The sequence below is a fragment of the Arthrobacter sp. NPDC057388 genome (assembly GCF_042668165.1).
GTDB lineage: Bacteria > Actinomycetota > Actinomycetes > Actinomycetales > Micrococcaceae > Arthrobacter.
Genome location: NZ_JBHVBL010000015.1, coordinates 70113 through 92270 on the forward strand (window position 1 = coordinate 70113; position 22158 = coordinate 92270).

The following is a 22158-nucleotide window of genomic DNA, read 5'->3' on the forward strand; positions in this document are numbered from 1 at the left end:
TGAACCTGCCCCGAACGGAACGCCGGCAGACGCGGCATCGTCCCCCGAACATGGGGCGATGCCCGAACAGGACGTCATTTTCGAACAGGACGTCATTTTCGAACAGCGGGGCAGGCTGGGGGTGGTCACGCTCAACCGGCCCAAGGCAGTCAACGCGCTCACCGCCGGCATGGTCACTGCCGTCCTGGGACAGCTCACCGCCTGGGCGGACGACGACACCGTGGCCACCGTGCTGGTCCGGGGTGCAGGCGACCGCGGCCTCTGCGCGGGCGGGGACATTGTGGCCATTTACCGGGACATCCTCGCCGGCGGCGATGAAACTGCCCGCTTCTGGGCGGATGAGTACCGCATGAACTCGCTGATTGAGCACTTTCCCAAGCCCTACGTCGCGTTCATGGACGGGCTGGTGCTGGGCGGCGGTGTGGGTATCTCCGCGCACGGTTCCCTCCGTATTGTCACCGAGCTAACCAGGACCGGGATGCCGGAGACCACCATCGGGTTTGTGCCCGACGTCGGCGGCACCCTGCTGCTCTCACGCTCACCCGGGGAGACCGGCACCCACGCCGCACTCACGGGTGCCCACCTCAGCGGGGCGGATGCAGTGTTCCTGGGGCTCGCGGACCATTTTGTTCCGTCCGGCAGGCTCGCGGAGCTCGCGGCGGCGCTGGAGACCGAAAGCGCGGAAGCCGCCGTCGCACGCTTTGCCGAAGAGGTGCCGGCCTCCGAACTGGAGGCGCAGCGGGACTGGATCGACGCCTGCTACCCGGGGGACGACGCCGAGGAGATCGTCCGGCGGCTGCGGGCCGCGGGCGGGGAAGCCGCGGCGGCCGCCGACACCATCGAGGCAAAGTCGCCCACCGCCGTCAAGGTGACCCTGGCCTCGCTGCGCAGATCGCGCGGGCTGACCCTGGACGAAGTGCTCGTCGAGGAATACCGGGTGGGGCTGCACTGCCTCCGCGGCCCGGACTTCCGCGAGGGGATCCGGGCGCAGGTGGTGGACAAGGACCGCAACCCGCAGTGGCGTCCGGCCACGCTGCACGAGGTGCATCCGGAGGACGTCGAGCGGTACTTTGCGCCGGTGGATGAACGGGAACTGGTTCTGTGGGAAAAGGAGTCGGACCATGCCTGACGAAGTAACCGCGCCCGAGGCAGTGACCGGGCCTGACGCAGCCAAACCGCGTGTTGCCTTCCTGGGCCTGGGCCACATGGGCGGCCCGATGGCGGTCAACCTGGTCAAAGCGGGCTACGAGGTGATCGGCTTCGACGTGGTGCCAGCGGCGCTGGACACCGCGCGGGAGCACGGCATTCCCACCGCGGCGAGTGCCGCCGAGACCGTCACCGGAGCCGACGTGGTGCTCACCATGTTCCCGAGCGGCCAGCACGTGCTGGACGCCTACCAGGGCAATGGCGGGGAGCCGGGACTGCTGGCCGCCGCGGCGCCGGACACGATGTTCCTGGACTGCTCCACCATCAATGTGGATGAGGCGCGGGAAGCCGCCCGGCTGGCCCTCGATGCCGGGCACCGCTCCGTGGACGCGCCGGTTTCCGGCGGTGTGGTGGGCGCGGAAGCCGGCACCCTGACCTTCATGGTGGGTGCCCTGCCGGAGGACTTCGAAACGGTACGGCCCCTGTTCGACGTGATGGGCAAGCGTGCGGTGCTGTGCGGCGGGCACGGCGCAGGGCAGGCGGCAAAGGTTTGCAACAACCTCATCCTAGGTGTTTCGATGATCGCCGTCAGCGAGGCGTTCGTGCTCGGGGAGAAGCTCGGGCTGACGCACCAGGCGCTCTTCGACGTCGCCTCCGCCGCGTCGGGGCAGTGCTGGGCCCTCACCACGAATTGCCCCGTCCCGGGACCGGTGCCCACCAGCCCCGCCAACCGCGACTACCAGCCCGGATTTGCCGGTGCCCTGATGGCCAAGGACCTCCGGCTGGCGCTCAATGCCCTCCGGTCCACCGGCGTGGCCGCCCGGATGGGGCCGCTCGCCTCCGAGATCTACGATGCCTTTGCCGCGGAAGGCGGGGCAGGCCGGGACTTCTCCGGCATCATCACCGACATCCGGGACAAGTCAGGACAGTAGGCTTAGTTTCAGGACGTACCAACCACGTGAGGGGCATGGATGACGCACGAGTACGGGAACATTCTGGTGGAGCGCCGCGGGCGCGTAGGCCTCGTGACGCTGAACAGGCCCGAAGCGCTGAACGCCCTGGACAGGACCACCCTGGAAGAACTCGTGGCAGCTGTTTCGGCCATGGACAGGGATCCCGGCGTCGGCGCCGTCGTGATTACCGGCTCGGGGAAGGCTTTCGCCGCGGGCGCCGACATCAAGGAGATGGCCGACAAAGGCTATCTGGAGATGTACGACGCCGACTGGTTCCGCGGGTGGGAGGACCTCACCCGCCTGCGCATCCCCATGATCGCTGCGGTATCCGGTTTTGCGCTGGGCGGCGGCTGCGAGCTGGCGATGATGTGCGACTTCATCATCGCCGGTGACAATGCCAGGTTCGGCCAGCCGGAGATCAACCTCGGTGTGGTTCCCGGCATGGGCGGGTCCCAGCGGCTCACCCGCGCGGTGGGCAAGGCCAAAGCGATGGACATGATCCTCACCGGCAGGTTCATCGATGCGGACGAGGCGGAGCGCTCCGGCCTGGTGGCACGCGTGGTGCCGGCCGCGGACACCGTGGCGGAGGCGCTGAAGGCAGCCGAGGTCATCGCGTCCAAGTCGAAACCGGCGGCCATGCTGGCCAAGGAGGCCGTCAACGCGGCCTTCGAGACGGGGCTGGCGCAGGGCGTGCTGTTTGAACGCCGGCTGTTCCATTCGCTCTTCGCCTCGGAGGACCAGAAGGAAGGCATGGCTGCTTTCACGGAGAAGCGCCAGCCGGAGTTCAGGCACCGGTGAGCACTCCGCTGACCCGGGAGCGCACGGCCAAAGGCACTTCGCTGCGCATTGTCCCGGCGGCCATGGTCTCGGCGGCCGGCTTTGTCCTGTTCGCCCTGGACCAGAGCCTGCCGGGCTATGCCCTGCTGGCCGCGGCGCTCGCGGTGGCGGCCATCGTGGACCGGCTCCTGTTCCGCGACCTCGCGCTGATTGCCGCGGGTGTGGCCATTATCAGTGCCGTACCGATCACCACTGACGTCAGCACGTCCCACATGCTCGTCATGGGATCGGCCATGATTGCGGCCGTAGGGATTCCGTATGCCGTGTCGCGGTTTGTCACCAAAGAGCATGCCGTGGTGTTTCCGGTCTGGACCGGGCAGAAATGGACACGTGCGGAGAAGTGGTACCTGCCCGCCGTCGTGGTGATCGGCTACGCCCTGCTCCCCGTCTACATGATCCGGACCGGCGTCTACACCAACTGGCCCGCGGTGCACGACCCCGAGGGCATCGCGCGGCTCTTCGTGGGCACCAACGCCCTGGGGATCTGGGATGAGCTGTTCTTCATCTGCACGTGCTTCGCGCTGCTGCGCCGGCACCTGCCCGACTGGCAGGCCAACCTGCTGCAGGCGGTGCTCTTCACCTCGTTCCTCTGGGAACTCGGGTTCAAGGCCTGGGCGCCGTTTTTCATCTATCCCTTCGCCCTGCTGCAGGCCCGCATCTTCACCGTGACCAAGTCCCTGTCATACATCGTGAGCGTGCACCTGCTCTTCGACTTCGTACTGTTCCTCGTGCTGCTCCACGCGCACAACCGGACATGGATCGACATCTTCCTCTACTGACCCCCCTATCTTTGGAGTTTTCGTACAGATACCGCCATCTAAAGGCACGTTAACCCGCGATACCTGTACAAAAACTCCCGCGGGAGCGGGCAAATCGCCGCGGCGAATTCACCCGCCGTTAATCGAAATGCCTTAGCGTTGCACTTCAGGCAAACCTGTTTTTGCAGGCAGTCCTGTCAATCCAGGCAACGGGAAAAGGGGAACGATCGTGGCCGATATCGCTGCTGTACTGGGACGGCTCACCGCCGCCGAACTTGAAGAGATCCACGCCACCGGACCGAAGGGGCACCTGAGCCGCCGGATCATAGAGGCCCTGGACCGGGCTGCCGGGGGACCCGGCGGCGGGCGCGGCTACTATGTGCCGGCGGGAAGCGTCAGCGGAACGGGCAGCCCGCACGTTGTGCTGAGAAGCGACGTCGCTGCCTGGCTTTTCGGGCATTCCGCGCCGGCCGCCGTCGCCGATCCGGCCTGACGGGGAAGAAGGCTGCCGCTAGCCTGCGGCCTGCGCCGCAGGCGTCAGTGAAGGCTCCGGTGCGTCGCCCGGGGCGTCGGCGGATCCGGCGCTCTGGTGCCGGAGACCGCCGTCGAGGATGGTGCCCAGCAGGCCGCGGGCAGCCTCGAGGACTTCACGTACCTCGGGGGACGTGAGTTCATAGAACAGCCGGCCGTCCTTCCGCGAGGGAACGATCAGCCGCTGCCGCCGGAGGATGCCAAGGTGCTGCGAAAGGTTCGAGGCCTCGAGGCCGGTGCCGTCCCGGAGGCTGCTCACGGTGACCGGCCCGCTGGCCAGCATTTCCAGGACCAGGATGCGCGCAGGGTGGCCCATGGACTTGAACAGGTCCGCTTTCACCTCAGTGTGGATCACGCCGTCGGGCATGTCACCCATTCTGGATTCCTTCCGCTCTTCCTTGCCAGGCGTTGCTTGGCCCGCCAAACTGGTGCCCCCAAGGCGTACAGATCTAAGTATAGAGACAGAACGGTCTGTCCCGGAGGGGCGGGGGTGAACTTTTATGGGCGGACCCGCTCCGTCCAGGAAGCAGAGGCGCGCCGGCGCCCGCGGTCAACCCTTGCCAACGCGCGTGAAGTAGTTCACAATTTCATAAATTCCTCAATTTCCGCCCGGCTGATCTGCGGGAGCGGCAGTGGGAAAAAACTTCAGCTGCTTCCGGCGACGACGGCGTCCCGGACGCGTGTTCCCGGATCCAGGAGGGCCAATGGCTGGCATGTTCGAACTCTTCACCGATGCAGAGGCTTCATTTAGGTTTCAGCTCACGGCCCCGGACGGCACTGTGATGGCCGTATCCCGCCCTTTCCCCAGCAAAGCCGCTGCCGTAGCGGGGATCGCCGCTGTCCGTGAATATGCGGGAATGGGACATGTAAGGGAGCTTGCCGCCGCGCCGGCGGAGAGGGCCCTTGCTTCCCGCGCCCGTGCTGCCGTGCATCCCCTGCCGAAGCGAATGCCCGTCCAGTGCCGGGGGATGGCCGGGTAGGGCGGCAGGGAGCCCGGTGAGCCTTCCGAAATCCGTGCGGGCGTACTCGAGCGCCCTCGGCCCGGCAGACTGTGTTGCCGGGACGTTCCACTACGACGCCATTTCCGGGCGGCTCGAATGGTCCGATGAGCTGTACACGCTCCACGGCTACCGGCGCGGCGAGATCGTGCCCACCGTGGAACTTCTCTATGCCCACAAGCATCCCGATGACAGGGAGCGCTGCCACGACATCTTCATGGCAGCCTGTGAAACGGGCGGATTCTTCTGCAGTTACCACCGCATCATCGACGCGCGCCTGCGGGAACACCGTGTCCTGACCGCCGGCGAGGCACTCATGGAGGACGGCACGCTCGCCGTTGTAGAGGGATTCATCGTCGACCTGACCAGCACCCTGCACTGGGAGACTGAACGGGCCGCGCGGGAAGCGGTTGAAGGTGCTCTTGGCACGCGAAGCACCATTGAGCAGGCCAAGGGCATCCTGATGGGGATCCTGCGGATTGGCTCCGCGGCGGCATTCGACCTTCTGGCGCAGTACAGCCAGGACACCAACATCAAGGTGGCCAGCACAGCCGCCGACCTCGTGCAGCTGGCCAACAGCCCGGAACAGGCGGCGCTGCTTGACGCGTTCGTCCAGGAGCTCCGGCGGCGGCCGGAAGGACATGCCGACAGCGCTGCCGTGAACGAGGGCCGTGTACCCGGCGGCTAACCCGTAAAGTCGCCGGCGCCGCGGCGGAAGTCGCCCAGGATCCGGATCAGCTGGTTCACGTCGTCCGCACCGAAGCCTGACTGGCCGAACACCTCGGAGTTGAGCACCGCCGTCGCACGTTTCGCCAGCGTACGGCCGTCGGCCGTGAGTTCAATCAGTGTGGTGCGCCCGTCCGTGGGGTGCGGGGAGCGCACCACCAGTCCCGCTGTCTGGAGGCGGTCGACGGCGTTGGTCACCGACGTGGGATGGACCTGGAGCAGAGCGCTCGCCTTGTTCATGGGCAGCGCACCGCTCCTGGCGAAGCTGAGCAGCGCGAGCAGTTCATACCGGGCAAAGGTCAGTCCAAACGGCTTCAGCACCCCCTCAATGCGCGCCATCAGGATCTGCTGGGTGCGCATGATGGCTGTGATGGCAGCCATCGGGGCGGCGACGTCACCCCACCCGTGGCTTTCCCAGTTGCGCTGCGCATCGGCTATCGGGTCGCGGGGCAGCGGGGTGTTCACAGCTCAGCCCTGGCTTCGCAGGCCCGGGAAATCCGCTTCGGAGTACTCCGTGCCCAGACCGCGGGGACCGCCGGCGGCGCCCGGCGCGGTGCTGTCCGCGTGGCGGAGCTCCTCGCTGTGCCGCAGCTCCACCCGGCGGATCTTGCCCGAGATGGTCTTCGGGAGCTCGGCGAACTCCAGCCGGCGGATGCGCTTGAACGGGGCCAGGTGGTCACGGCAATAGCGCAGGATCTCCTCGGCGAGCTCCGGCCCCGGTTCGTGGCCTGCCGCAAGCACCACGAACGCCTTGGGTACGGACAGTTTCAGCGGATCGGGGGAGGGGACGACGGCGGCCTCCGCCACCGCCGGGTGCTCGATAAGGACGCTCTCCAGCTCGAAGGGGGACAGCCGGTAGTCGGAGGACTTGAAGACGTCGTCGTCCCGGCCCACGTAGGTAATGACGCCGTGCTCGTCCCGGCTGGCCATGTCGCCCGTATGGTAGTAGCCGCCGCGGAATGCCTCGGCCGTCTTCCCGGGATCGCCGTAGTACGACTTCATCAGCCCGGCAGGGCGGGGATCCAGGCGCAGGCACAGCTCACCGTCGTCGGCTTCTTCTCCGGTGGCCGGATCGACGAGGACGACGTCATACCCCGGCAGCGGCTGGCCCATGGCGCCGATCTTCACGGGCTGTCCCGGGGTGTTGGCCACCTGCACGGTTGTCTCGGTCTGGCCGAAGCCGTCGCGGATGGTCTGGCCCCAGGCGCGCTGGACCTGGCCGATAACCTCGGCATTGAGCGGCTCGCCGGCGGAAACAACTTTGACGGGAGGGTTCCTGAGAAGGGTGAGGTCGGCCTGGATGAGCATCCGCCAGACGGTGGGCGGAGCGCAGAAGCTGGTGACCTTCTCGCGGTCCATCTGCTCCATGAGGGCCCTGGCGTCGAAGCGTTCGTAGTTGTAGACGAACACGCAGGCCTCGGCGATCCACGGGGCGAACAGGTTGGACCAGGCGTGTTTCGCCCAGCCCGGGGAAGCGACATTAAGGTGCACGTCACCCGGTTCCAGTCCGATCCAGTACATCGTGGACAGGTGGCCCACGGGGTACGAGGTGTGGGTGTGCTCCACAAGCTTGGCCTTGGATGTGGTGCCCGAGGTGAAGTAGAGGAGCAGGGTCTCGTCCGCCAAGGTGGGGCCGTCCGGGCTGAATTCCACGGGGGCCGCTGCGGAATCCGCGTACTGCAGGGCGCCAGCGCCACTTCCGGCGCCGTGATCACCCGCGCTGCCGGCACCGCCGATTTCGATGAGTCGGTAGCTGCCCGGCACGTCGGCAAACTTGCCGACGTTTGAACTGCCGACGGCGGCCCAGCCCGCTTCCCCGCGCTCCACCCGGTCCTTCAGGTCCCCAGGTCCCATAAGGGTGGTGGTGGGGATCAGCACGATGCCAAGCTTGATGCCGGCCAGCACGAGTTCCCACAGCTCGACCTGGTTGCCAAGCATGATGATCATGCGGTCGCCGCGCTTCACGCCCTGGCTGCGGAGCCAGTTGGCCACTTGGCCGGACCGTTCGGACAATTCAGCGAAGCTGCGGCGGGTGGCCGAGCCGTCCTGTTCCACGATCACGAGCGCGGGGTTGCTGCCGGTGGCGGGATCGGCCGCGATGGCGTCAAACCAGTCGAGGGCGAAATTGAACTCCTTGGGCCGCGGCCACTCGAAGGCGTCCCTTGCCTGGCGGTAGTCCTGGCGCATGGCGAGCAGCCGGTCGCGGGCGGCACGGAAGTCGTCGGTGACTGTCATGGGGCACCTTTCACCTGGGGATTCACGTCCTAGTGATCCACATCACTGTGCAATATACTAGGACATCCAAGGGTTTGGAAGAGCGAAGGGATCTATGCCCGTGCAGCCACAACGACGTGACAACGGACAGCCCGCAACGGCCATGAGCGAAGACGGGGGGAGCCAGGCGCCGCCGTTTGCCGATGCGGATCTCATGTACGTGGCAGACCTGCTTCCGCCGGCCGAGCGGACGCGCTACCTGGAAGTCCGGGACTTCCTGCAGTCCAGGGTCCGGGCCCAGTCCATCGAATACTGGAACCGGGAGGAGTTCCCGTTCGGGCTGCTCGCGGAGATGGGCAAGCACGGACTTGGCGGCCTGCAGACGGACGGGACGTCCACGCTGTTCAAGGGCCTCATGTACGTTGAGGTGGCCCGCGCCGATGTGTCCCTGTCAGCGCTGGTGGGCATTCACAATGAGCTGATTGTCGGCATGATCGATGCCCTCGGGTCGGAGGAACAGAAGCAGCGCTGGCTGCCGGGCCTGACGGCCTTCACGCAGCTGGGCGCGTTTGCACTGACCGAGCCGGAGCACGGCTCGGACATCGCAGGGGGGCTGGCCACGACGGCCCGCCGTGAGGACGGCGAATGGGTCATCGACGGCGCCAAGCGGTGGATCGGCGCCGGGACGATCGCCGACTTTGCGCTGGTGTGGGCACGGGACATGGCTGACCAGCAGATCAAGGGCTTCATCGTGGAGACGGACCGCCCGGGGTACACCGCGACCAAGATCAGCAACAAGATCGGCCTGCGGATCATGCAGAACGCCGATATCCGGCTTGAGGGCGTGCGCATTCCGGAGGCCAACCTGCTTCCGGGGGCCACGGACTTCACGAAGGCCAACGAGCTGCTGAGGGACTCCCGGGCGTGGGTGGGCTGGCAGGCTGCGGGTATCCAGCTCGCAGCCTTTGACGTTGCCCGTTCCTATTCCCTGCAGCGCCGCCAGTTCGGCAAGGAGCTGGCCCGCTTCCAGCTGATCCAGCAGCAGCTGGCGGAGATCCTGGGCAACGCGTCCGCTTCACTGGCGCTGATGGCGCAGCTGGCCCGGATCCAGGAGGAGGGGAAACTGGAAATGGCCCAGGCGGCCATGGCGAAGGCCACCACCACCCGGCTGGCCCGTGCCTCCGTGGCGTTGGGCCGTTCCCTGCTGGGCGGCAACGGCATCAGCAGCGACTTCGAGATGGGAAAGCTCTTCGGTGACGCGGAGATCCTGTACACCTATGAGGGCAGTTACGAAATCAACTCCCTGATTGTGGCCCGCGCCGTGACGGGGAAATCAGCCTTCGTTTAGGGCTGGTCACCCTGCAGGGGAGGCGGCTGCTCGTGCTGCGGCCTCCAGCCGTTCGACGTAGGCAGACTGTTCATTGGCGTCCCGCCGGGAAAGGTTGGGATCGTTGGGCCCCTGCCCGGCGGCGCCGTCGATAAGTTCCCGGATGATGTCGGCATGCCCCAAGTGCTGGGCTGTTTCTGCGCACATGTGCACCAGCATCCGGTGCAGGGTCACGTTCCGGCGTTCCTCCGGCCACCAGGGGACGACCCCCGGTGCGTCCAGGGCGAGCGCCTCGATGGTCGCATCGGTGTGGGCCGCGGCGAAGCGGTGCAGCTCGACGATTTCCGCGCGGGTCTGCTCCGCGGTGGCCCACATGTCCGCGTCGGGCTCGGCACCGTCGGCGAACCAGGGAAGTGTGCGGCCGCTGGGCCGTCCGAAAACCTCGCCGAAATAATCCAGTTCCACGCTCGCCACATGCTTGACCAGGCCCAGGAGGTTTGTTCCGGTGGGCGTCATTGGCCGGCGGATGTCATATTCGCCCAGGCCGTCGAGCTTGGCGAGGAGCTGGGTGCGCCGGGTCCGCAGGTAGTGGTGCAGGGTAGCCTTTTCGTCCATGGCGGCACTCTACCGGGGCAGGAACCACAAACTCCCCTGTGCATGCCAGGCATGGACAGGGGAGTCTGTGGAAAGCCGTTACAGCGGGCGGATGTTCTCTGCCTGCGGACCCTTGGGGCCCTGGGTCACTTCGAATTCGACCTTCTGGTTTTCATCCAGGGAGCGGTAGCCGCTGGTGGCAATTGCCGAGTAGTGGGCGAATACGTCTGCCGATCCATCATCCGGAGCGATGAAGCCGAAGCCCTTTTCGGCGTTGAACCATTTAACTGTGCCTGTTGCCATTGCTACTTCCTTTGTAACCCATTTTCTGGTCCTGCTCCGACAGCAGGCAGAGGCGGAAATTGTTGTCCGCTGTCTCCAACCTATGGGCCATCCGCCGGGCGTGCAATAGCTGCCGTCATCAGGAGTCCCACCTGTAACGGGAGATTCTGCTGCCAAATGCCGGTCGGAGAGGCTGCAGATCCGGGCTTAAGCCGTGCTGCCCTGCTCCTGGCCGGTGTCCTCCCACATGACGTCGAGGTTGCGGAATACCGGGGGCGCGTCGCACAGCGCCGCCATCTTCGCGGCAAAGTCGGAGGTTTCCGGCCGGTTCGAGTTCTCCATCGCCGACTCGTAGGAGTCGAACTCCACGATGGTGAAGTAGGTCCCGGGACGGTCGCGGTCCGCGGTGGCGCTGATGCGGCGGAACGTCGGGGCTGTGGTGCCCTCGGTTCGTGACGGCCGGCCCAGCGCTTCGATCTCCTCGATGCGCGAGGTCTGGAATTCGATGATCTGCACAAATCCTGCCATGACGGCTCCTCGACGGCGGTGGGAACTGATGCGGATCACGGTAGACCCGGCCCCGGCCCCGCGCAACAGTTTTATGGCGTCAGCAGCACCTTGATGGCGCGGCGCTCGTCCATCGCCTTGTAGGCTTCGGCTGCCTCCTCCAACGGCATCTCGACGTCGAACACCCGCCCGGGATTGATGGCGCCGGACAGCACGTCCTTGAGCAGTTCGGGAATATAGGTGCGGGCGGGCGCCATTCCGCCGGATACGGTGATGTTCTTGTCGAACAGGTACCGGAGCGGGATCTCCGCGCCGCCTGTGGGAACGCCGACGAAGCCCAGCGCGCCGCCGGGTCGGACCGAATGCAGCGCCTGTTCCATGGACTCCCTGGTACCCACACACTCGAGCACCGAGTCGGCCAGGATACCGCCGAGCAGTTCGCGGACCTTGGCAACGCCGTCGTCCCCGCGTTCCTCCACGATGTCCGTGGCACCGAACTCACGGGCGATGGCCTGCCGGTCGGCGTGGCGGGACATCGCGATGATGCGCTCCGCGCCGAGGCGCTTGGCCGCCAGGACTCCGCACAGCCCCACGGCGCCGTCGCCCACCACAACGACGGTCCGGCCCGGGCCCACCTGGGCGCTGACCGCGGCGTGGTGGCCGGTGGCCATGACGTCGGAGAGGGTCAGCAGGCTGTTGCGGAGACTGGCGTCCGGGTCGCGGACATCCGGTACTTTGACGAGCGTCGACTCGGCGAGGGGGACGCGCACAGCCTGGCCCTGGCCGCCGTCGACAGGGAATCCGGCGTCGTCCTTGCCGCCCCATCCGGCAAGGTGCTCGCAGGCAACGGTGACGCCGTTACGGCACTGCGGGCACTGCCCGCAGCTGACCACGAAGGGGGCGATGACAAAGTCGCCGGCCCGGAGCGTGGAGACGTCGGTGCCGGTGCTTTCCACAATCCCGACGAACTCATGGCCGATGGCGGTGGGCCGGTGGATGGGCTTCACCCCGCGGTAGGGCCAGAGGTCCGAGCCGCAGACGCATGCAGCCGTCACCCGAACCACCGCGTCCGTGGGCAGCTGAACGGCCGGGTCATCGCGGTCCTCCACCCTGATGTCTCCGGGACCGTGGATGATGGTGGCGCGCATGGCTGTTCCTCTCGAAGGGCGGTCTGGACGGGACCGAGTCTAGCCCGGTCAGCGCATTCCCTCCCGGCGGATGGCGGTGGCGATGGCTGCGGCCCGGGTGTCCACACCCAGCTTGGCGTAGATGTGGGCGAGGTGCGTCTTGACGGTGGCCTCCGAAATGAAGAGCCGCTGCCCCAGCTCGCGGTTGCTGAGACCCTCCGTGAGGAGGCTCAGCAGCTCAGCCTCCCGCGGGGTCAGCACCTCGTCGGGGTTGCGCAGCTGCTGGAACAGGCGCGAGGCCACTGGCGGGCTCATCACGCTCTTGCCCTGGACGGCGCCGCGGATGGCAGCGAAGATCTCCTCCGGCGCGGCGTCCTTGAGGAGATAGCCCATCGCGCCGGCGTCCACGGCGCGGACGATGTCGGCGTCGGAATCATAGGTGGTGAAGACCAGCACGGCCTGCCGGCGGTTGCGCTCGCGGAGTTTCCGGATCGCCTCGATTCCGTCCATGCCCGGGCCCATGGCCAGGTCCATCACCACGACGGCGGGCGAGTGCTCCGCCACGGCGGCCAGGGCCTCCGCGCCGGAGGACGCCTCCGCCACCACATCAATGTCCGGCTGCGTGCCCAGCAGGGCCTTCAAACCGCTGCGGACCACGAGGTGATCGTCCACCAGAAGCACACTGATGACGCTCATTCTTCTCCTTTACCTGGCAGCGTGCCCGGCGGCGCCGGCAGTTGCGCCGCCACAACAGTTCCCTCTCCGGGGGCGCTCTCCACCGAGAAGGCGCCGCCGAGCTGCTCCACCCGCTGGCGCATGGCGCGCAGTCCATATCCTCCGGAGTCCGACGGCGGTGCTACCGCCGCCGGATCGAAGCCTGTGCCGTCGTCGTATATGTCCAGCGTGACCGCATCCGGCAGGAAGCCGAGGGTGATCGTTGCGGTGCCTGCCGAAGCGTGCAGCTTGATGTTCGCGGCGGCGCTCTGGACCACGCGCAGCAGTGTATGGCGGACATCTGCCGGCACCGGCCGCGGGTCTCCGGTAACCAGCAGCCTCGCACCCGGCACGTACTGCGCGGCGGCCTGCAGCAGGGCGTCCGGCAGCGGCGAGGCATCGAGGCCGGGGGAGGCCAGTTCGTGGACCAGGCTGCGGGTGTCGGACAGGTTCCTGCGCAGCAGCTCGCTGGCCTGCCTCAGGTCCTGCCGCGACCCCGGCTCCGGCCACGCGCGGTTGGCCGCTTCGAGCAGGAGCAGGCTGCTGGCGAGGCCCTGGGTGACGGTGTCGTGGATTTCCCGGGAGACGCGCTCGCGCTCCGCGATGGTGCCCGCCCGGCGCTCGCTGGCCGCCAGCTGTCCCTGGGCGAGCGAGACTTCATGGTGCAGGCGCCGCTGCTCGGCGGCGTCGTGCTCGATCCGGTCGTAGATGAGTGTCAGCAGGACGCCCACGGCGAGCGGGCCCAGCAGCATGGCCAGGTCGGTGCCGTCGCTGAGCCGGAACAGTCCGGCGGCGGTGGCTGCCGCCGTCGCTCCCGCCGCCGCATAGGCGACCAGACCCGTGAACGCGATGCGGCACAGGAAGAACAGCGCAAACGAACACCAGGCAAAGCTGGGCGCGGAGACCACCAGAACGGCCCAGACCGCCACAAGGACGAACATCCACAAAGCCCAGGGACGGCGGCGCTGGGCGAGCACGGCGATGACGGTGTACAGCGCGCAGGCGGCGGCCGCCAGCGCAAGGACCAGCAGGTTGTCCGACGCGCTGTGCCGCATCACGTACCGCACCACCGAGGCGACGATGAGGACGGCGAAACCGAGGTGGACTGCGGCGTCGATCCGCCCCAGCCGGCCGCCGGCGGCAGCGGGCGCGGAGCCGGTTCGGGCGGAGGGCAGGTCGTGGGCGGCGCTAGGGGCGGGGGAGGGCATGGCGGGTCCGGTTCCGGTGGGTGACGTGCTAGGAACCATGCTATTGCCCGCGCCGTTGCTGGTCTCTCAGCCTTTTGGCTGACAACGCCAGCCGGAAGGACCAGCGCGCCGCACCTGATGGCCTGATGCGCCGGCGCCGGCGCGGGTCCACCATGGGAAATGTAGCCGTTTGGCTGCGCCGAAGACATTGGCTGCGCCCCGCATACTAAAGGAGAACCATCGTGAAGAAGTCCCAGAAGATTTTTGCCGCCGCGGCAGCCGGAGCGCTCGTCATCACCGCCGGTGCCACCGCCGTCGCCAACGCCGGGTCAGGGTCTGCACCCGCCGCGGCGCCCGCCCAGCCCGCTGCTGTGCCGGCGGCGGCCCCGGCGGCCGTGCCCGCCGCGGATGTCGCGCCGGTGGATGCGAATGTCGTTGCCCAGAACCGGATCACCGTTGGCGCCTCTGCCAAAGCGGTAGGTGCTGCGCTCGCCAAGTGCCAGGCCGACAAGCTGCCGTTTGTCACCGTGGCCCTGGTGGACCGGTTCGGCACCGTGCAGGCGCTCCTGCGCGGCGACAACGCCGCCGAGCACACCATCGAATCGGCCAAGCAGAAGGCCTATACGGCCGCTGCCTTCGGCGCCCCCACGAGTGAACTCGCCAAGCGGATCACCGGCAACGGGCCGAGCATCGCCGACCTGCCCGGCACCCTCTTCCTCCCCGGCGGCGTCCCGCTGAAGGTGAACGGCGTCTCCGTGGCAGGCATTGGCGTGGGCGGCGCCCCCGACGGCAAGCTGGATGAAGCGTGCGCCGAGGCCGGCGCTGCCGTGATCGCCGCCAGGTAGAGAGCGTTCTGTGGTTAGGCAGGCGTACGGCGGCCAGCGGGTGGCCGCCACTCTTCCGCTGACGGCGTTGCTGGCGGCTGTCCTGCTGGCGGGGTGCGCCTCCGGCACACCCTCCGCAGGCGGCTCCAGTGCCGGCAGCCCGACGGCAACAGGTCCGACGGCGGGTGGTCCGACGGCGGAAGCCGGGGCCGGCGCGGGCAGCGGCACCGCTAGCCGGCCGCCGTCGTCCGCTGCCGCCAGCGCCACGCCGAGCCCGCCGGCTTCCGCGCCCGCCACCCGTCCCGTTCTGAGCCCGGCCGAGCAGCAAAAGCTTGACCAGCGGCTGGTTCTGGCGGCGAAGGCCAACGACGTGGCGTTGGTAGCGCAGCTGATCCGCGACGGCGGGAACGTGAACGCCAAGGACTCCATCCAGGATTCGGCGTTCCTGTACGCCGGGGCCGAGGGGTTCAACGGGGTCCTGCGGCTGACGCTTGCCAACGGGGCGGACGTCCGGAGCACCAACCGCTATGGCGGCACCGCCCTGATTCCGGCCAGCGAGCACGGGCACGTCGAAACGGTGCGGATCCTCATCGCCGCCGGGGTCCCGGTCAACCACGTCAACAAGCTCGGCTGGACCGCCATGCAGGAAGCCATCCTCCTGAACAACGGCGGGCCCAGGCAGCAGGACGTGGTGCGCCAGCTGCTCGACGCCGGAGCGGACCCCAACATCCGCGACCCGCAGGGCCGGACGGCCCTGGACAACGCCGAGCGGCTGGGCTTTACCGAGATCGCCCGGCTGATCCGCGGGCGTGGCTGACAGTACTTTGCTGACAGTGTCCGCTGGGGGCGGTCCGCACTGGCCCGGTTTTGGGCCGCCGGCCGCCGCCGTTTACCCTTCCGCGGTAAGGCACCGTGTCAAAGTTGGGCTGCTTCGGTGAGCAGTTCCGCGGCCACGGTGAATTCGGCATCTGTCTTGCTGCGGATCTCCTCCACCGTGACGCCGGGGGCCAGGCGGGTCAGCGTGAGCTGCCGCCCGCCGTCGTGCTTTTCCAGATCGAACACCGCAAGGTCGCTGATGATCCGGTCCACGACGCCGACGCCCGTGAGCGGGAGCGTGCATTCCGTCACGATCTTGGCTGAGCCGTCCTTGGCGGTGTGTTCGGTGAGGACCACGACGCGCGGGGTCCCGGCGACGAGGTCCATGGCGCCGCCCATGCCTTTGACCATTTTGCCGGGGATGGTCCAGTTGGCGAGGTCGCCGTTGCCGGCGACCTGCATGGCGCCGAGGATGGCGACCTTCACGTGTCCGCCGCGGATCATGCCGAAGGAGGTGGCGGAGTCGAAGATGCTGCCGCCGGGCAGGACGGTGACGGTCTGCTTGCCGGCGTTGATCAGGTCGGCATCCTCCTCGCCCTCGTACGGGAACGGTCCCATGCCAAGAAGTCCGTTCTCGCTCTGAAGGACAACCCGGACGCCGTCGGGCAGGTTGTTGGCCACCAGCGTGGGGATGCCGATGCCGAGGTTGACGTAGTCGCCGTCGTTCAGTTCTTCGGCCGCGATCGCAGCCATTTCATTCCGGGTCCAGGCCACGGGAGTCTCCTTCTTAGTTGTTGACGAGTTCGGCGCTGGTCCGACCGGCGGCAGGGCGGACGGTGCGCTGCTCGATGTCCTTGACCCTGCCGCTGGCCTGGACCAGGCGCTGGACGTAGACGCCCGGAGTGACGATGTGGTTCGGATCCAGCGCACCGGGCTCCACAATGACCTCCGCCTCGGCGACGGTGACGGCACCCGCGGTGGCCACCACGGGATTGAAGTTCCGGGCAGTGTAGCGGTAGACCAGGTTGCCGTCCGTGTCTGCGGTGTGTGCGTGGACCAGGGCGACGTCGGCCCGGATGGCCCGCTCCTGGACGTACGTTTCGCCGTCGAACTCCGCCAGCGGCTTGCCTTCGGCCACCAGGGTGCCCACCCCTGTCCTGGTGTAGAACGCAGGGATGCCGGCGCCGCCGGCACGCAGCCGCTCGGCCAGGGTGCCCTGCGGGGTGAACTCCACCTCCAGGTCCCCGGCGAGGTACTGCTCGGCGAAGAGCCTGTTCTCTCCCACGTAGGAGGCGATCACCTTGCGGACCTGGCCCGCTTCGATGAGGATGCCCAGGCCTTTGCCGTCGATGCCCATGTTGTTGGACACCACGGTCAATTCCTTGACACCGGAATCGCGCACGGCCTCGATCAGGTCAGCCGGAATGCCGCTGAGCCCGAACCCGCCCACCGCAAGGGTGATCCCGTCCCGCAGGACGTCCCCCAGGGCATCGCCTGCACTGGATTTCAGTTTGGACATCGCATCTCCTCATTGAGCTACCTGGCATCCACTTTATGGACATTGCATTTGACTGTGGAGCGTATGGGGATGGTGAGGGGAGTGTCAAGAGCCTGCTACACGGAACCCATCGCGGTTTTACACTGTGGACGGTAGGCTTGGATGTGTCCACAATATGGATGTTTAGGAGTGATCGTGAACCAGGCACCGGTCCAGGGCGCGCAGGTCGTCAGGCGCATCGCAGGTCTTCTGCGGATCGTGGGACGCAAGCCGGAAGGAAGCCCGCTCGTGGAGCTGGTGCGGGACTCGGGGCTGACCCGTCCCACGGTGCACCGCCTGCTCACGTCACTCGCCGCTGAGGGACTCCTCGACCATGATCCCGTCAGCGGCAACTGGGTGCTCGGCCCCGAGGCCCTGCTGATGGGGTCGGTGGCAGCGGCGCGCTTTCCGCTGGAGGACCTTGCAAGGCCAAGCCTGCGCCGGCTCGCCGAGGAAAGCGGTGAGAGCGCGTTCTTCTCCATCCGGCGGGGCGCCGAGACGGTGTGCCTGCTGCGGGAGGAGGGGAGCTTCCCTGTCCGCTCCTTTGTGCTTCACGAGGGCGTCCGGTTTCCGTTGGGCGTCGCCTCGGCCGGAACGGCGATCATGGCGTTCCTGCCGGAAGCAGAACAGGAACAGATCCTGGGGGACTGGCCTTCCCACGCGGGCAAGTACGCCGACGGGCACCCGGAAGACGTGGTCCGGAACAACCTGCGCCAGACCCGGCGCCGGGGCTATGCGGTCAACCCCGGGCTGGTGCTTGAGGGCAGCTGGGGGATGGGGGCGGCCGTCTTCGACCAGGCCGGGCGGCCGTCGTGGGCGCTGTCCCTGACCGGCATCGAGCCCCGGTTCCGTGAAGGCCGGCGCGAACTGCTGGGGCGCCTCCTGCTGGAGGAGGCGCACCGGCTCACCGTCCGGCTGGGTGCGGGCGGCGACCGCAGGCGGCGGAACTAGCAGCCCGCCGGCCCGGTCCGCCCGACCGGGAAAACCGGGACAAAGGTGTTGTGGCGCCTGCCGGGCATGCCTACCCTTGCAGGAGAGTTCCTCCCCTTGTAAGCCTGGACAGCACCGAAGGAGCCAAGGCATGAGCACACGGGTCTACTTTGAGGAGTACGGCGATCCGCAGGTCCTGAAGGTGGGCACGGAGAAGCTGGCCGAGCCGGGTGACGGCCTGGTGCGGGTGGAATTCCGGGCGGTCAGCGTCAACCCCGCGGACTGGAAGCTCGTGGCGGGCCACCTGAAAAAGTGGGTTCCGCTCGATTTTCCGGCGGTGCCCGGCAGTGAGGCGGCCGGTGTGGTGACCGCCGTCGGACCTGCTTTTGAGGGGTTTGCCGTGGGTGACGAGGTCATCTGGAACGGACTGCTCGGTGGTTACCGGACCGAAGCGGTGGTGCCGGCTGACCAGCTGACCCCCTTGCCGGCCGGTGTGGACTTCGAGCAGGCGGCGTGTATCCCGGTGGCGGGAGGCACGGCGTATTCGGCACTGAAGCAGCTGAACCTGGGAGCCGGGGACACGGTGCTGATCCATGGAGCAGCCGGCGGTGTTGGCTCGGCCGCAGTACAGATCGCGCAGGCCTTCGGCGCGCGGGTGGTCGGCACGGCGTCGCAGGCCAACCAGGAGTATCTCCGCGAGCTGGGCGCCGAACCGGTGACGTACGGTCCCGGCCTCGCGGACCGGGTGCGCGGAGTGGCCGACGAGGCCGGCACCGTCATGGCCGTCCTGGACACCGTGGGGACCGAGGATTCGCTGGCGGCCACCGCCGAGCTGCTCCAGGGAAACGGCCGGGCGGTCACGACGGTTCCGGGCGAGCAGTCAGCGGCTGCCGGGCTGGCGGCTGTGCAGCAGCTGGAGGGGCGGGTGGCGGAGGTGGGGACGCTGGCCGCCGAGGGCCAGATCACCTTTACGATTTCGCACCGGATGCCCCTGATCGAAGCCGCCGATGCCCTGGACATCTGCCGCATGGGCCACGGCCGCGGCAAGATCATGCTGCTGCCCTAGGACCGCAGCCTCAGGCGCCGGCTTAGAGCCCCGCCTTCCCGCTTAGAGCCCCGCCCGGGGTTCCTCCGGGCCCTCGCCCTTCCACCAGGTGTCGAAGATGCTGACCGGGACAGTGCGCTTGTGCCGGGTCCGCAGGTACTTCTCCTCGATCAGCGCCGCCGCGCCCTCGGGGATCTCGCGGCCCTCGAGGTAGTCGTCGATCTGGTCGTAGGTCAGGCCGAGTTCGTCTTCGTCGGTGCGGCCGGGCCTGTCGTCCAGGAGGTCGGCGGTTGGCACCTTCTTCCACACCCGCTCCGGAGCGCCGAGGTGCTCGAGCAGGGCGCGGTTCTGCCGCTTGTTCAGCCCGAAGAGCGGCAAAATGTCGGCTCCGCCGTCGCCGTACTTGGTAAAGAATCCGGTGACGGATTCAGCGCCGTGGTCCGTGCCGATGACGAGGTAGTTGTGCTCCCCGGCCAGCGCGTACTGCGCGATCATGCGGGTGCGGGCCTTGGTGTTGCCCTTGTGGAAGTCCGAGATCCCGTTGCCGACCGTCTTTTCGAACTCGTCCTCGAAGCCATCCACGGCGGCTGAAATGTTGAACGTCCATTCCTTGGAGGCCTTGATGAAGTCCAGGGCCGCCTGTGCGTCCTCCTCGTCGTGCTGGACGCCGTAGGGGAGGCGGACGGCCACGAACTGGGCGTCCGTGCCCTCCGCCTGCAGTTCCTCGGCGGCGAGCTGGGCCAGGCGCCCGGCCAGCGAGGAGTCCAGGCCACCGGAAATGCCCAGGACGAAGCCCTTGGTGCCGGTGGCTTTCAGGTACTCCTTGAGGAAAGTGACGCGTTTGCGCACCTCCTCTGCGGGATCGATCCGGGGCTGAACGCCCATTTCTTCGATGATCTTGGCCTGGAGTTTGCGCATGTGGTCCACACTAGTCAGCGGGATCCGCAGGGCTCAACTGTTTCCGCCCGGGTTAAACCGCAGCGCGAACTGGCAGCTAATGACCCCAAGTGCGCCATTTGGGGTCATTAGCTGCCAGTTCGGGCCCTGTGCCCGGCGCGGCGGGAGGCGTACCGTATGGCTCATGGAGAGTACGGGATGCGCGGTGGTGGGCGGAGGTCCGGCCGGCATGATGCTGGGCCTCCTGCTGGCGCGGGCAGGCGTCCGGGTCACGGTCCTGGAAAAACACGGGGATTTCCTCCGCGACTTCCGCGGCGACACCGTCCATGCCTCCACCGTCCGGCTCATCGATGAACTCGGACTCGGGGGTGAGTTCCGCGAACTGCCGCAGAGCCGGCTGCGCAACGTGGCCTTCCCACAGCCCGGCGGACGCCTCATCACGCTGGGCAATTTCGGTGCGTTGCGGCCGCCGTACAACTACATCGCCATGATGCCGCAGTGGGACTTCCTGAACTTCCTCGCCCGCGCCGCCGGGGAGGAGCCCACCTTCACGCTCCTGATGGAGCACAAGGTCACGTCCCTGATGTACGACGGCGGCCGGGTCGCCGGCATCAGGTACGTCACCAAAGACGGGACAGAAGGTGAGCTCCGGGCAGACCTGGTGGTGGCCACCGACGGCCGGCACTCGGTACTGCGCCAACGGGCCGGACTGCGCTCGAAGGAATACCCTGTCCCGTTCGACACCTGGTGGTTCAAGCTGCCGCGGGCGGAATCCGAGAAGGGGGAGGTGGCGGGCATCGTTCCGGCCTTCGGGGAGCGGGACGCCGTGATCGCCCTGTTCCGGGACACCTACTTCCAGATGGGTTACTTCGCTCCGAAAGGCGCCGGAGACCGCATCAAGCGCGAAGGAGTGGAGCGGTTCCGGGAACGGATCGCCGCGCTGCGCCCGGACCTTGCCGACCGCGTTGACGCCATCCGGTCCCTCGACGACCTGCACTGGCTCGACGTTCGGCTGGACAGGCTGCGGCGCTGGTACGTGGACGGGCTGCTGTGCATCGGCGATGCCGCCCATGCGATGTCCCCGGCAGGCGGGGTGGGAATCAACCTTGCCATCCAGGACGCCGTCGCCGCGGCCGCCCGGCTCGCACCCGCATTGCTGCGCCGCAACGTCACGGAAAAGGACCTGGCAGCGGTGCAGCGGCGGCGGCAGCTGCCTACGGTCATCATCCAGTCCGTCCAGCGCTTCATGCACCGCGGGGTCTTTGTCCCGCTCTTCACCGGCAAGAGATCCGGACCTCCGGCGGCGGTGTTGTACATGGTCCAGCACCTGCCCGCGCTGACGGGGCTGCTGCCCAGGCTGATCGCGCACGGTCCCCTGCCCGAGCATGCGCCGGCCTTTGCACGCCGTGCGGGGCCGGCGCCGGACAGGGCATCAGGCCCGACTAAACTGGAACCCATGACTGCCACCCCGGACTCGCTTTCCACCACCGCTGCCCGTGCCCGACTTCTGGAACTGATCAAGGAGCTCGCGGTTGTCCGCGGCAAGGTCATCCTGTCCAGCGGTGCCGAGGCCGACTACTACATCGACCTGCGCCGCATCACCCTGCACCACGAGGCATCCAAGCTCGTGGGCCAGGTCATGCTGTCCCTCATTGACGACGCCGGCATCGACTTTGAGTGCGCCGGCGGCCTCACCATGGGTGCCGACCCGGTGGGCACCGCCGTCATGCACGCTGCCACGGACGCCGGCCGGTCCATCGACGCGTTCGTGGTCCGGAAGGCACAGAAGTCCTACGGCATGGGCCGGCAGGTGGAAGGCCCGTCGGTCGAGGGCCGGAAGGTCCTGGTTCTCGAGGACACCTCCACCACCGGCGGTTCCGCGCTCACCGCCGTCGAGGGCGTGCGCAACGCCGGCGGCAACGTCGTGGCCGTTGCCGTGATCGTGGACCGCGACACCGGAGCCAAGGAAAAGATCGAAGCCGAAGCCGGAGTGCCCTACCTTTACGCCTTCAGCAAGGACGAGCTCGGCCTGGACTGAGCCGGCAGCCGGAACGGAGCTGTCCGGAACAATTGCCAAAACTGCAGCGGACGACGGGGGGGGGTTCCCCCCGCCGGCCCGTTGGGTTTTAAAAAAACCCGGGCCCCACGGGGGCCCCCCCCTTTTTTTGCCCGCGTGGGTGTGGCGAGGGTTATGCAAGGGCCAAATTA

25 protein-coding genes and 1 pseudogene are annotated in these 22158 nt (G+C 67.6%); 14 read left to right on the forward strand and 12 right to left on the reverse strand.

Annotation, left to right across the window (positions count from 1 at the left end; genetic code table 11):
• The first annotated feature begins 58 nt into the window (after positions 1–58).
• From ACFUTU_RS09755 to ACFUTU_RS09775, 5 genes are all read left to right on the forward strand, one after another.
• Positions 59–1129, forward strand: a complete 1071-nt coding sequence (locus ACFUTU_RS09755) for an enoyl-CoA hydratase/isomerase family protein (RefSeq protein ID WP_377963664.1) — start codon at positions 59–61, stop codon at positions 1127–1129.
• Positions 1122–2078, forward strand: a complete 957-nt coding sequence (mmsB, locus tag ACFUTU_RS09760) for a 3-hydroxyisobutyrate dehydrogenase (RefSeq protein ID WP_377963620.1) — start codon at positions 1122–1124, stop codon at positions 2076–2078. Before ACFUTU_RS09755 ends, mmsB begins: the two co-directional genes overlap by 8 nt.
• Positions 2079–2117: 39 nt before the next feature.
• Positions 2118–2897 carry an enoyl-CoA hydratase gene (locus tag ACFUTU_RS09765; RefSeq protein ID WP_377963622.1) on the forward strand — a complete coding sequence of 260 codons (780 nt, stop codon included), beginning with the start codon at positions 2118–2120 and terminating at the stop codon, positions 2895–2897.
• On the forward strand, positions 2894–3715 hold the full coding sequence (locus ACFUTU_RS09770; protein WP_377963624.1) for a type II CAAX prenyl endopeptidase Rce1 family protein: 822 nt from the start codon (positions 2894–2896) through the stop codon (positions 3713–3715). Before ACFUTU_RS09765 ends, ACFUTU_RS09770 begins: the two co-directional genes overlap by 4 nt.
• Positions 3716–3923: 208 nt before the next feature.
• Complete coding sequence (locus ACFUTU_RS09775; RefSeq protein WP_377963626.1) at positions 3924–4187, forward strand: hypothetical protein; 264 nt, start codon at positions 3924–3926, stop codon at positions 4185–4187.
• An 18-nt stretch (positions 4188–4205) separates the two neighbouring features.
• On the opposite strand, the gene ACFUTU_RS09780 is transcribed toward ACFUTU_RS09775, so the two are convergent.
• Entirely contained in the window at positions 4206–4601 is a 396-nt protein-coding gene (locus tag ACFUTU_RS09780; RefSeq protein WP_377963628.1) for an ArsR/SmtB family transcription factor, read from the reverse strand.
• Between the two features lie 406 nt (positions 4602–5007).
• Between ACFUTU_RS09780 and ACFUTU_RS09785 the strand changes: the two genes are divergently transcribed.
• Positions 5008–5205 carry a hypothetical protein gene (locus ACFUTU_RS09785; RefSeq protein WP_377963666.1) on the forward strand — a complete coding sequence of 66 codons (198 nt, stop codon included), beginning with the start codon at positions 5008–5010 and terminating at the stop codon, positions 5203–5205.
• 16 nt (positions 5206–5221) lie between these two features.
• The gene (locus tag ACFUTU_RS09790; protein ID WP_377963630.1) at positions 5222–5911 is read left to right on the forward strand and encodes a PAS and ANTAR domain-containing protein; all 690 of its coding nucleotides are present in this window, start codon (positions 5222–5224) and stop codon (positions 5909–5911) included.
• On the opposite strand, the gene ACFUTU_RS09795 is transcribed toward ACFUTU_RS09790, so the two are convergent.
• Both ACFUTU_RS09795 and ACFUTU_RS09800 read right to left on the reverse strand, forming a co-directional pair.
• A complete protein-coding gene (locus ACFUTU_RS09795) occupies positions 5908–6414 on the reverse strand; it encodes a MarR family winged helix-turn-helix transcriptional regulator (protein ID WP_377963632.1) in 507 nt (168 codons plus the stop codon). The genes ACFUTU_RS09790 and ACFUTU_RS09795 overlap by 4 nt on opposite strands.
• A gap of 3 nt (positions 6415–6417) precedes the next feature.
• Entirely contained in the window at positions 6418–8184 is a 1767-nt protein-coding gene (locus ACFUTU_RS09800) for an AMP-binding protein (protein WP_377963634.1), read from the reverse strand.
• 142 nt (positions 8185–8326) lie between these two features.
• On the opposite strand from ACFUTU_RS09800, the gene ACFUTU_RS09805 reads away from it, so the two are divergent.
• Positions 8327–9511, forward strand: coding sequence for an acyl-CoA dehydrogenase family protein (locus tag ACFUTU_RS09805; RefSeq protein WP_377963668.1), 1185 nt, complete (start codon positions 8327–8329; stop codon positions 9509–9511).
• A gap of 6 nt (positions 9512–9517) precedes the next feature.
• Here the strand turns inward: ACFUTU_RS09805 and ACFUTU_RS09810 are convergent, their stop codons facing one another.
• The 6 genes from ACFUTU_RS09810 to ACFUTU_RS09835 all read right to left on the reverse strand — a co-directional run bounded on the left by ACFUTU_RS09810 (position 9518) and on the right by ACFUTU_RS09835 (position 13922).
• Complete coding sequence (locus ACFUTU_RS09810; protein ID WP_377963636.1) at positions 9518–10105, reverse strand: DinB family protein; 588 nt, start codon at positions 10103–10105, stop codon at positions 9518–9520.
• 78 nt (positions 10106–10183) lie between these two features.
• Positions 10184–10387: a cold-shock protein gene (locus ACFUTU_RS09815; protein WP_087871805.1), complete on the reverse strand. Its 204-nt coding sequence runs from the start codon at positions 10385–10387 to the stop codon at positions 10184–10186.
• Between the two features lie 186 nt (positions 10388–10573).
• Positions 10574–10894: a hypothetical protein gene (locus tag ACFUTU_RS09820; protein ID WP_377963639.1), complete on the reverse strand. Its 321-nt coding sequence runs from the start codon at positions 10892–10894 to the stop codon at positions 10574–10576.
• A gap of 71 nt (positions 10895–10965) precedes the next feature.
• Positions 10966–12021 (reverse strand): zinc-dependent alcohol dehydrogenase family protein, encoded by a 1056-nt coding sequence (locus ACFUTU_RS09825; protein ID WP_377963641.1) that lies wholly within the window; start codon positions 12019–12021, stop codon positions 10966–10968.
• A 48-nt stretch (positions 12022–12069) separates the two neighbouring features.
• Entirely contained in the window at positions 12070–12696 is a 627-nt protein-coding gene (locus tag ACFUTU_RS09830; RefSeq protein ID WP_377963643.1) for a response regulator, read from the reverse strand.
• Complete coding sequence (locus tag ACFUTU_RS09835; RefSeq protein ID WP_377963670.1) at positions 12693–13922, reverse strand: sensor histidine kinase; 1230 nt, start codon at positions 13920–13922, stop codon at positions 12693–12695. The genes ACFUTU_RS09830 and ACFUTU_RS09835 overlap by 4 nt, the downstream gene beginning before the upstream one ends.
• Before the next feature lie 221 nt (positions 13923–14143).
• On the opposite strand from ACFUTU_RS09835, the gene ACFUTU_RS09840 reads away from it, so the two are divergent.
• Together ACFUTU_RS09840 and ACFUTU_RS09845 are read left to right on the forward strand one after the other, a co-directional pair.
• Positions 14144–14746, forward strand: a complete 603-nt coding sequence (locus ACFUTU_RS09840) for a heme-binding protein (RefSeq protein ID WP_377963645.1) — start codon at positions 14144–14146, stop codon at positions 14744–14746.
• Positions 14747–14756: 10 nt separating this feature from the next.
• A complete protein-coding gene (locus ACFUTU_RS09845; RefSeq protein ID WP_377963647.1) occupies positions 14757–15542 on the forward strand; it encodes an ankyrin repeat domain-containing protein in 786 nt (261 codons plus the stop codon).
• 98 nt (positions 15543–15640) lie between these two features.
• On the opposite strand, the gene ACFUTU_RS09850 is transcribed toward ACFUTU_RS09845, so the two are convergent.
• Together ACFUTU_RS09850 and ACFUTU_RS09855 are read right to left on the reverse strand one after the other, a co-directional pair.
• A complete protein-coding gene (locus tag ACFUTU_RS09850) occupies positions 15641–16315 on the reverse strand; it encodes a CoA transferase subunit B (RefSeq protein ID WP_377963649.1) in 675 nt (224 codons plus the stop codon).
• A 13-nt stretch (positions 16316–16328) separates the two neighbouring features.
• Positions 16329–17060 (reverse strand): CoA transferase subunit A, encoded by a 732-nt coding sequence (locus tag ACFUTU_RS09855; protein ID WP_377963651.1) that lies wholly within the window; start codon positions 17058–17060, stop codon positions 16329–16331.
• 174 nt (positions 17061–17234) lie between these two features.
• Between ACFUTU_RS09855 and ACFUTU_RS09860 the strand changes: the two genes are divergently transcribed.
• Together ACFUTU_RS09860 and ACFUTU_RS09865 are read left to right on the forward strand one after the other, a co-directional pair.
• Positions 17235–18029, forward strand: coding sequence for an IclR family transcriptional regulator (locus ACFUTU_RS09860; RefSeq protein WP_377963653.1), 795 nt, complete (start codon positions 17235–17237; stop codon positions 18027–18029).
• A gap of 130 nt (positions 18030–18159) precedes the next feature.
• Positions 18160–19074 (forward strand): NADP-dependent oxidoreductase, encoded by a 915-nt coding sequence (locus tag ACFUTU_RS09865; protein WP_377963656.1) that lies wholly within the window; start codon positions 18160–18162, stop codon positions 19072–19074.
• Positions 19075–19116: 42 nt separating this feature from the next.
• On the opposite strand, the gene nadE is transcribed toward ACFUTU_RS09865, so the two are convergent.
• Complete coding sequence (gene nadE / locus ACFUTU_RS09870; RefSeq protein ID WP_377963658.1) at positions 19117–19971, reverse strand: ammonia-dependent NAD(+) synthetase; 855 nt, start codon at positions 19969–19971, stop codon at positions 19117–19119.
• 163 nt (positions 19972–20134) lie between these two features.
• Here nadE and ACFUTU_RS09875 point away from each other — a divergent pair.
• Both ACFUTU_RS09875 and pyrE read left to right on the forward strand, forming a co-directional pair.
• A pseudogene (locus ACFUTU_RS09875) lies at positions 20135–21346 on the forward strand (FAD-dependent oxidoreductase); the annotation flags it as partial.
• Positions 21347–21406: 60 nt separating this feature from the next.
• On the forward strand, positions 21407–21988 hold the full coding sequence (gene pyrE, locus ACFUTU_RS09880) for an orotate phosphoribosyltransferase (RefSeq protein WP_377963672.1): 582 nt from the start codon (positions 21407–21409) through the stop codon (positions 21986–21988).
• Positions 21989–22158 lie beyond the last annotated feature (170 nt).

Excerpts from the sequence above, each read along its gene's own strand:
- ACFUTU_RS09865 (WP_377963656.1), top strand. The coding sequence starts at position 18,160 with ATGAGCACACGGGTCTACTTTGAGGAGTACGGCGATCCGCAGGTCCTG.
- ACFUTU_RS09810 (WP_377963636.1), bottom strand. The coding sequence starts at position 10,105 with ATGGACGAAAAGGCTACCCTGCACCACTACCTGCGGACCCGGCGCACC.
- ACFUTU_RS09785 (WP_377963666.1), top strand. The coding sequence starts at position 5,008 with ATGGCCGTATCCCGCCCTTTCCCCAGCAAAGCCGCTGCCGTAGCGGGG.
- ACFUTU_RS09815 (WP_087871805.1), bottom strand. The coding sequence starts at position 10,387 with ATGGCAACAGGCACAGTTAAATGGTTCAACGCCGAAAAGGGCTTCGGC.
- pyrE (WP_377963672.1), top strand. The coding sequence starts at position 21,407 with ATGACTGCCACCCCGGACTCGCTTTCCACCACCGCTGCCCGTGCCCGA.
- mmsB (WP_377963620.1), top strand. The coding sequence starts at position 1,122 with ATGCCTGACGAAGTAACCGCGCCCGAGGCAGTGACCGGGCCTGACGCA.
- ACFUTU_RS09855 (WP_377963651.1), bottom strand. The coding sequence starts at position 17,060 with ATGTCCAAACTGAAATCCAGTGCAGGCGATGCCCTGGGGGACGTCCTG.
- ACFUTU_RS09820 (WP_377963639.1), bottom strand. The coding sequence starts at position 10,894 with ATGGCAGGATTTGTGCAGATCATCGAATTCCAGACCTCGCGCATCGAG.
- ACFUTU_RS09780 (WP_377963628.1), bottom strand. The coding sequence starts at position 4,601 with ATGGGTGACATGCCCGACGGCGTGATCCACACTGAGGTGAAAGCGGAC.
- nadE (WP_377963658.1), bottom strand. The coding sequence starts at position 19,971 with ATGCGCAAACTCCAGGCCAAGATCATCGAAGAAATGGGCGTTCAGCCC.
- ACFUTU_RS09825 (WP_377963641.1), bottom strand. The coding sequence starts at position 12,021 with ATGCGCGCCACCATCATCCACGGTCCCGGAGACATCAGGGTGGAGGAC.
- ACFUTU_RS09805 (WP_377963668.1), top strand. The coding sequence starts at position 8,327 with ATGAGCGAAGACGGGGGGAGCCAGGCGCCGCCGTTTGCCGATGCGGAT.
- ACFUTU_RS09765 (WP_377963622.1), top strand. The coding sequence starts at position 2,118 with ATGACGCACGAGTACGGGAACATTCTGGTGGAGCGCCGCGGGCGCGTA.
- ACFUTU_RS09800 (WP_377963634.1), bottom strand. The coding sequence starts at position 8,184 with ATGACAGTCACCGACGACTTCCGTGCCGCCCGCGACCGGCTGCTCGCC.
- ACFUTU_RS09835 (WP_377963670.1), bottom strand. The coding sequence starts at position 13,922 with ATGCCCTCCCCCGCCCCTAGCGCCGCCCACGACCTGCCCTCCGCCCGA.
- ACFUTU_RS09755 (WP_377963664.1), top strand. The coding sequence starts at position 59 with ATGCCCGAACAGGACGTCATTTTCGAACAGGACGTCATTTTCGAACAG.
- ACFUTU_RS09830 (WP_377963643.1), bottom strand. The coding sequence starts at position 12,696 with ATGAGCGTCATCAGTGTGCTTCTGGTGGACGATCACCTCGTGGTCCGC.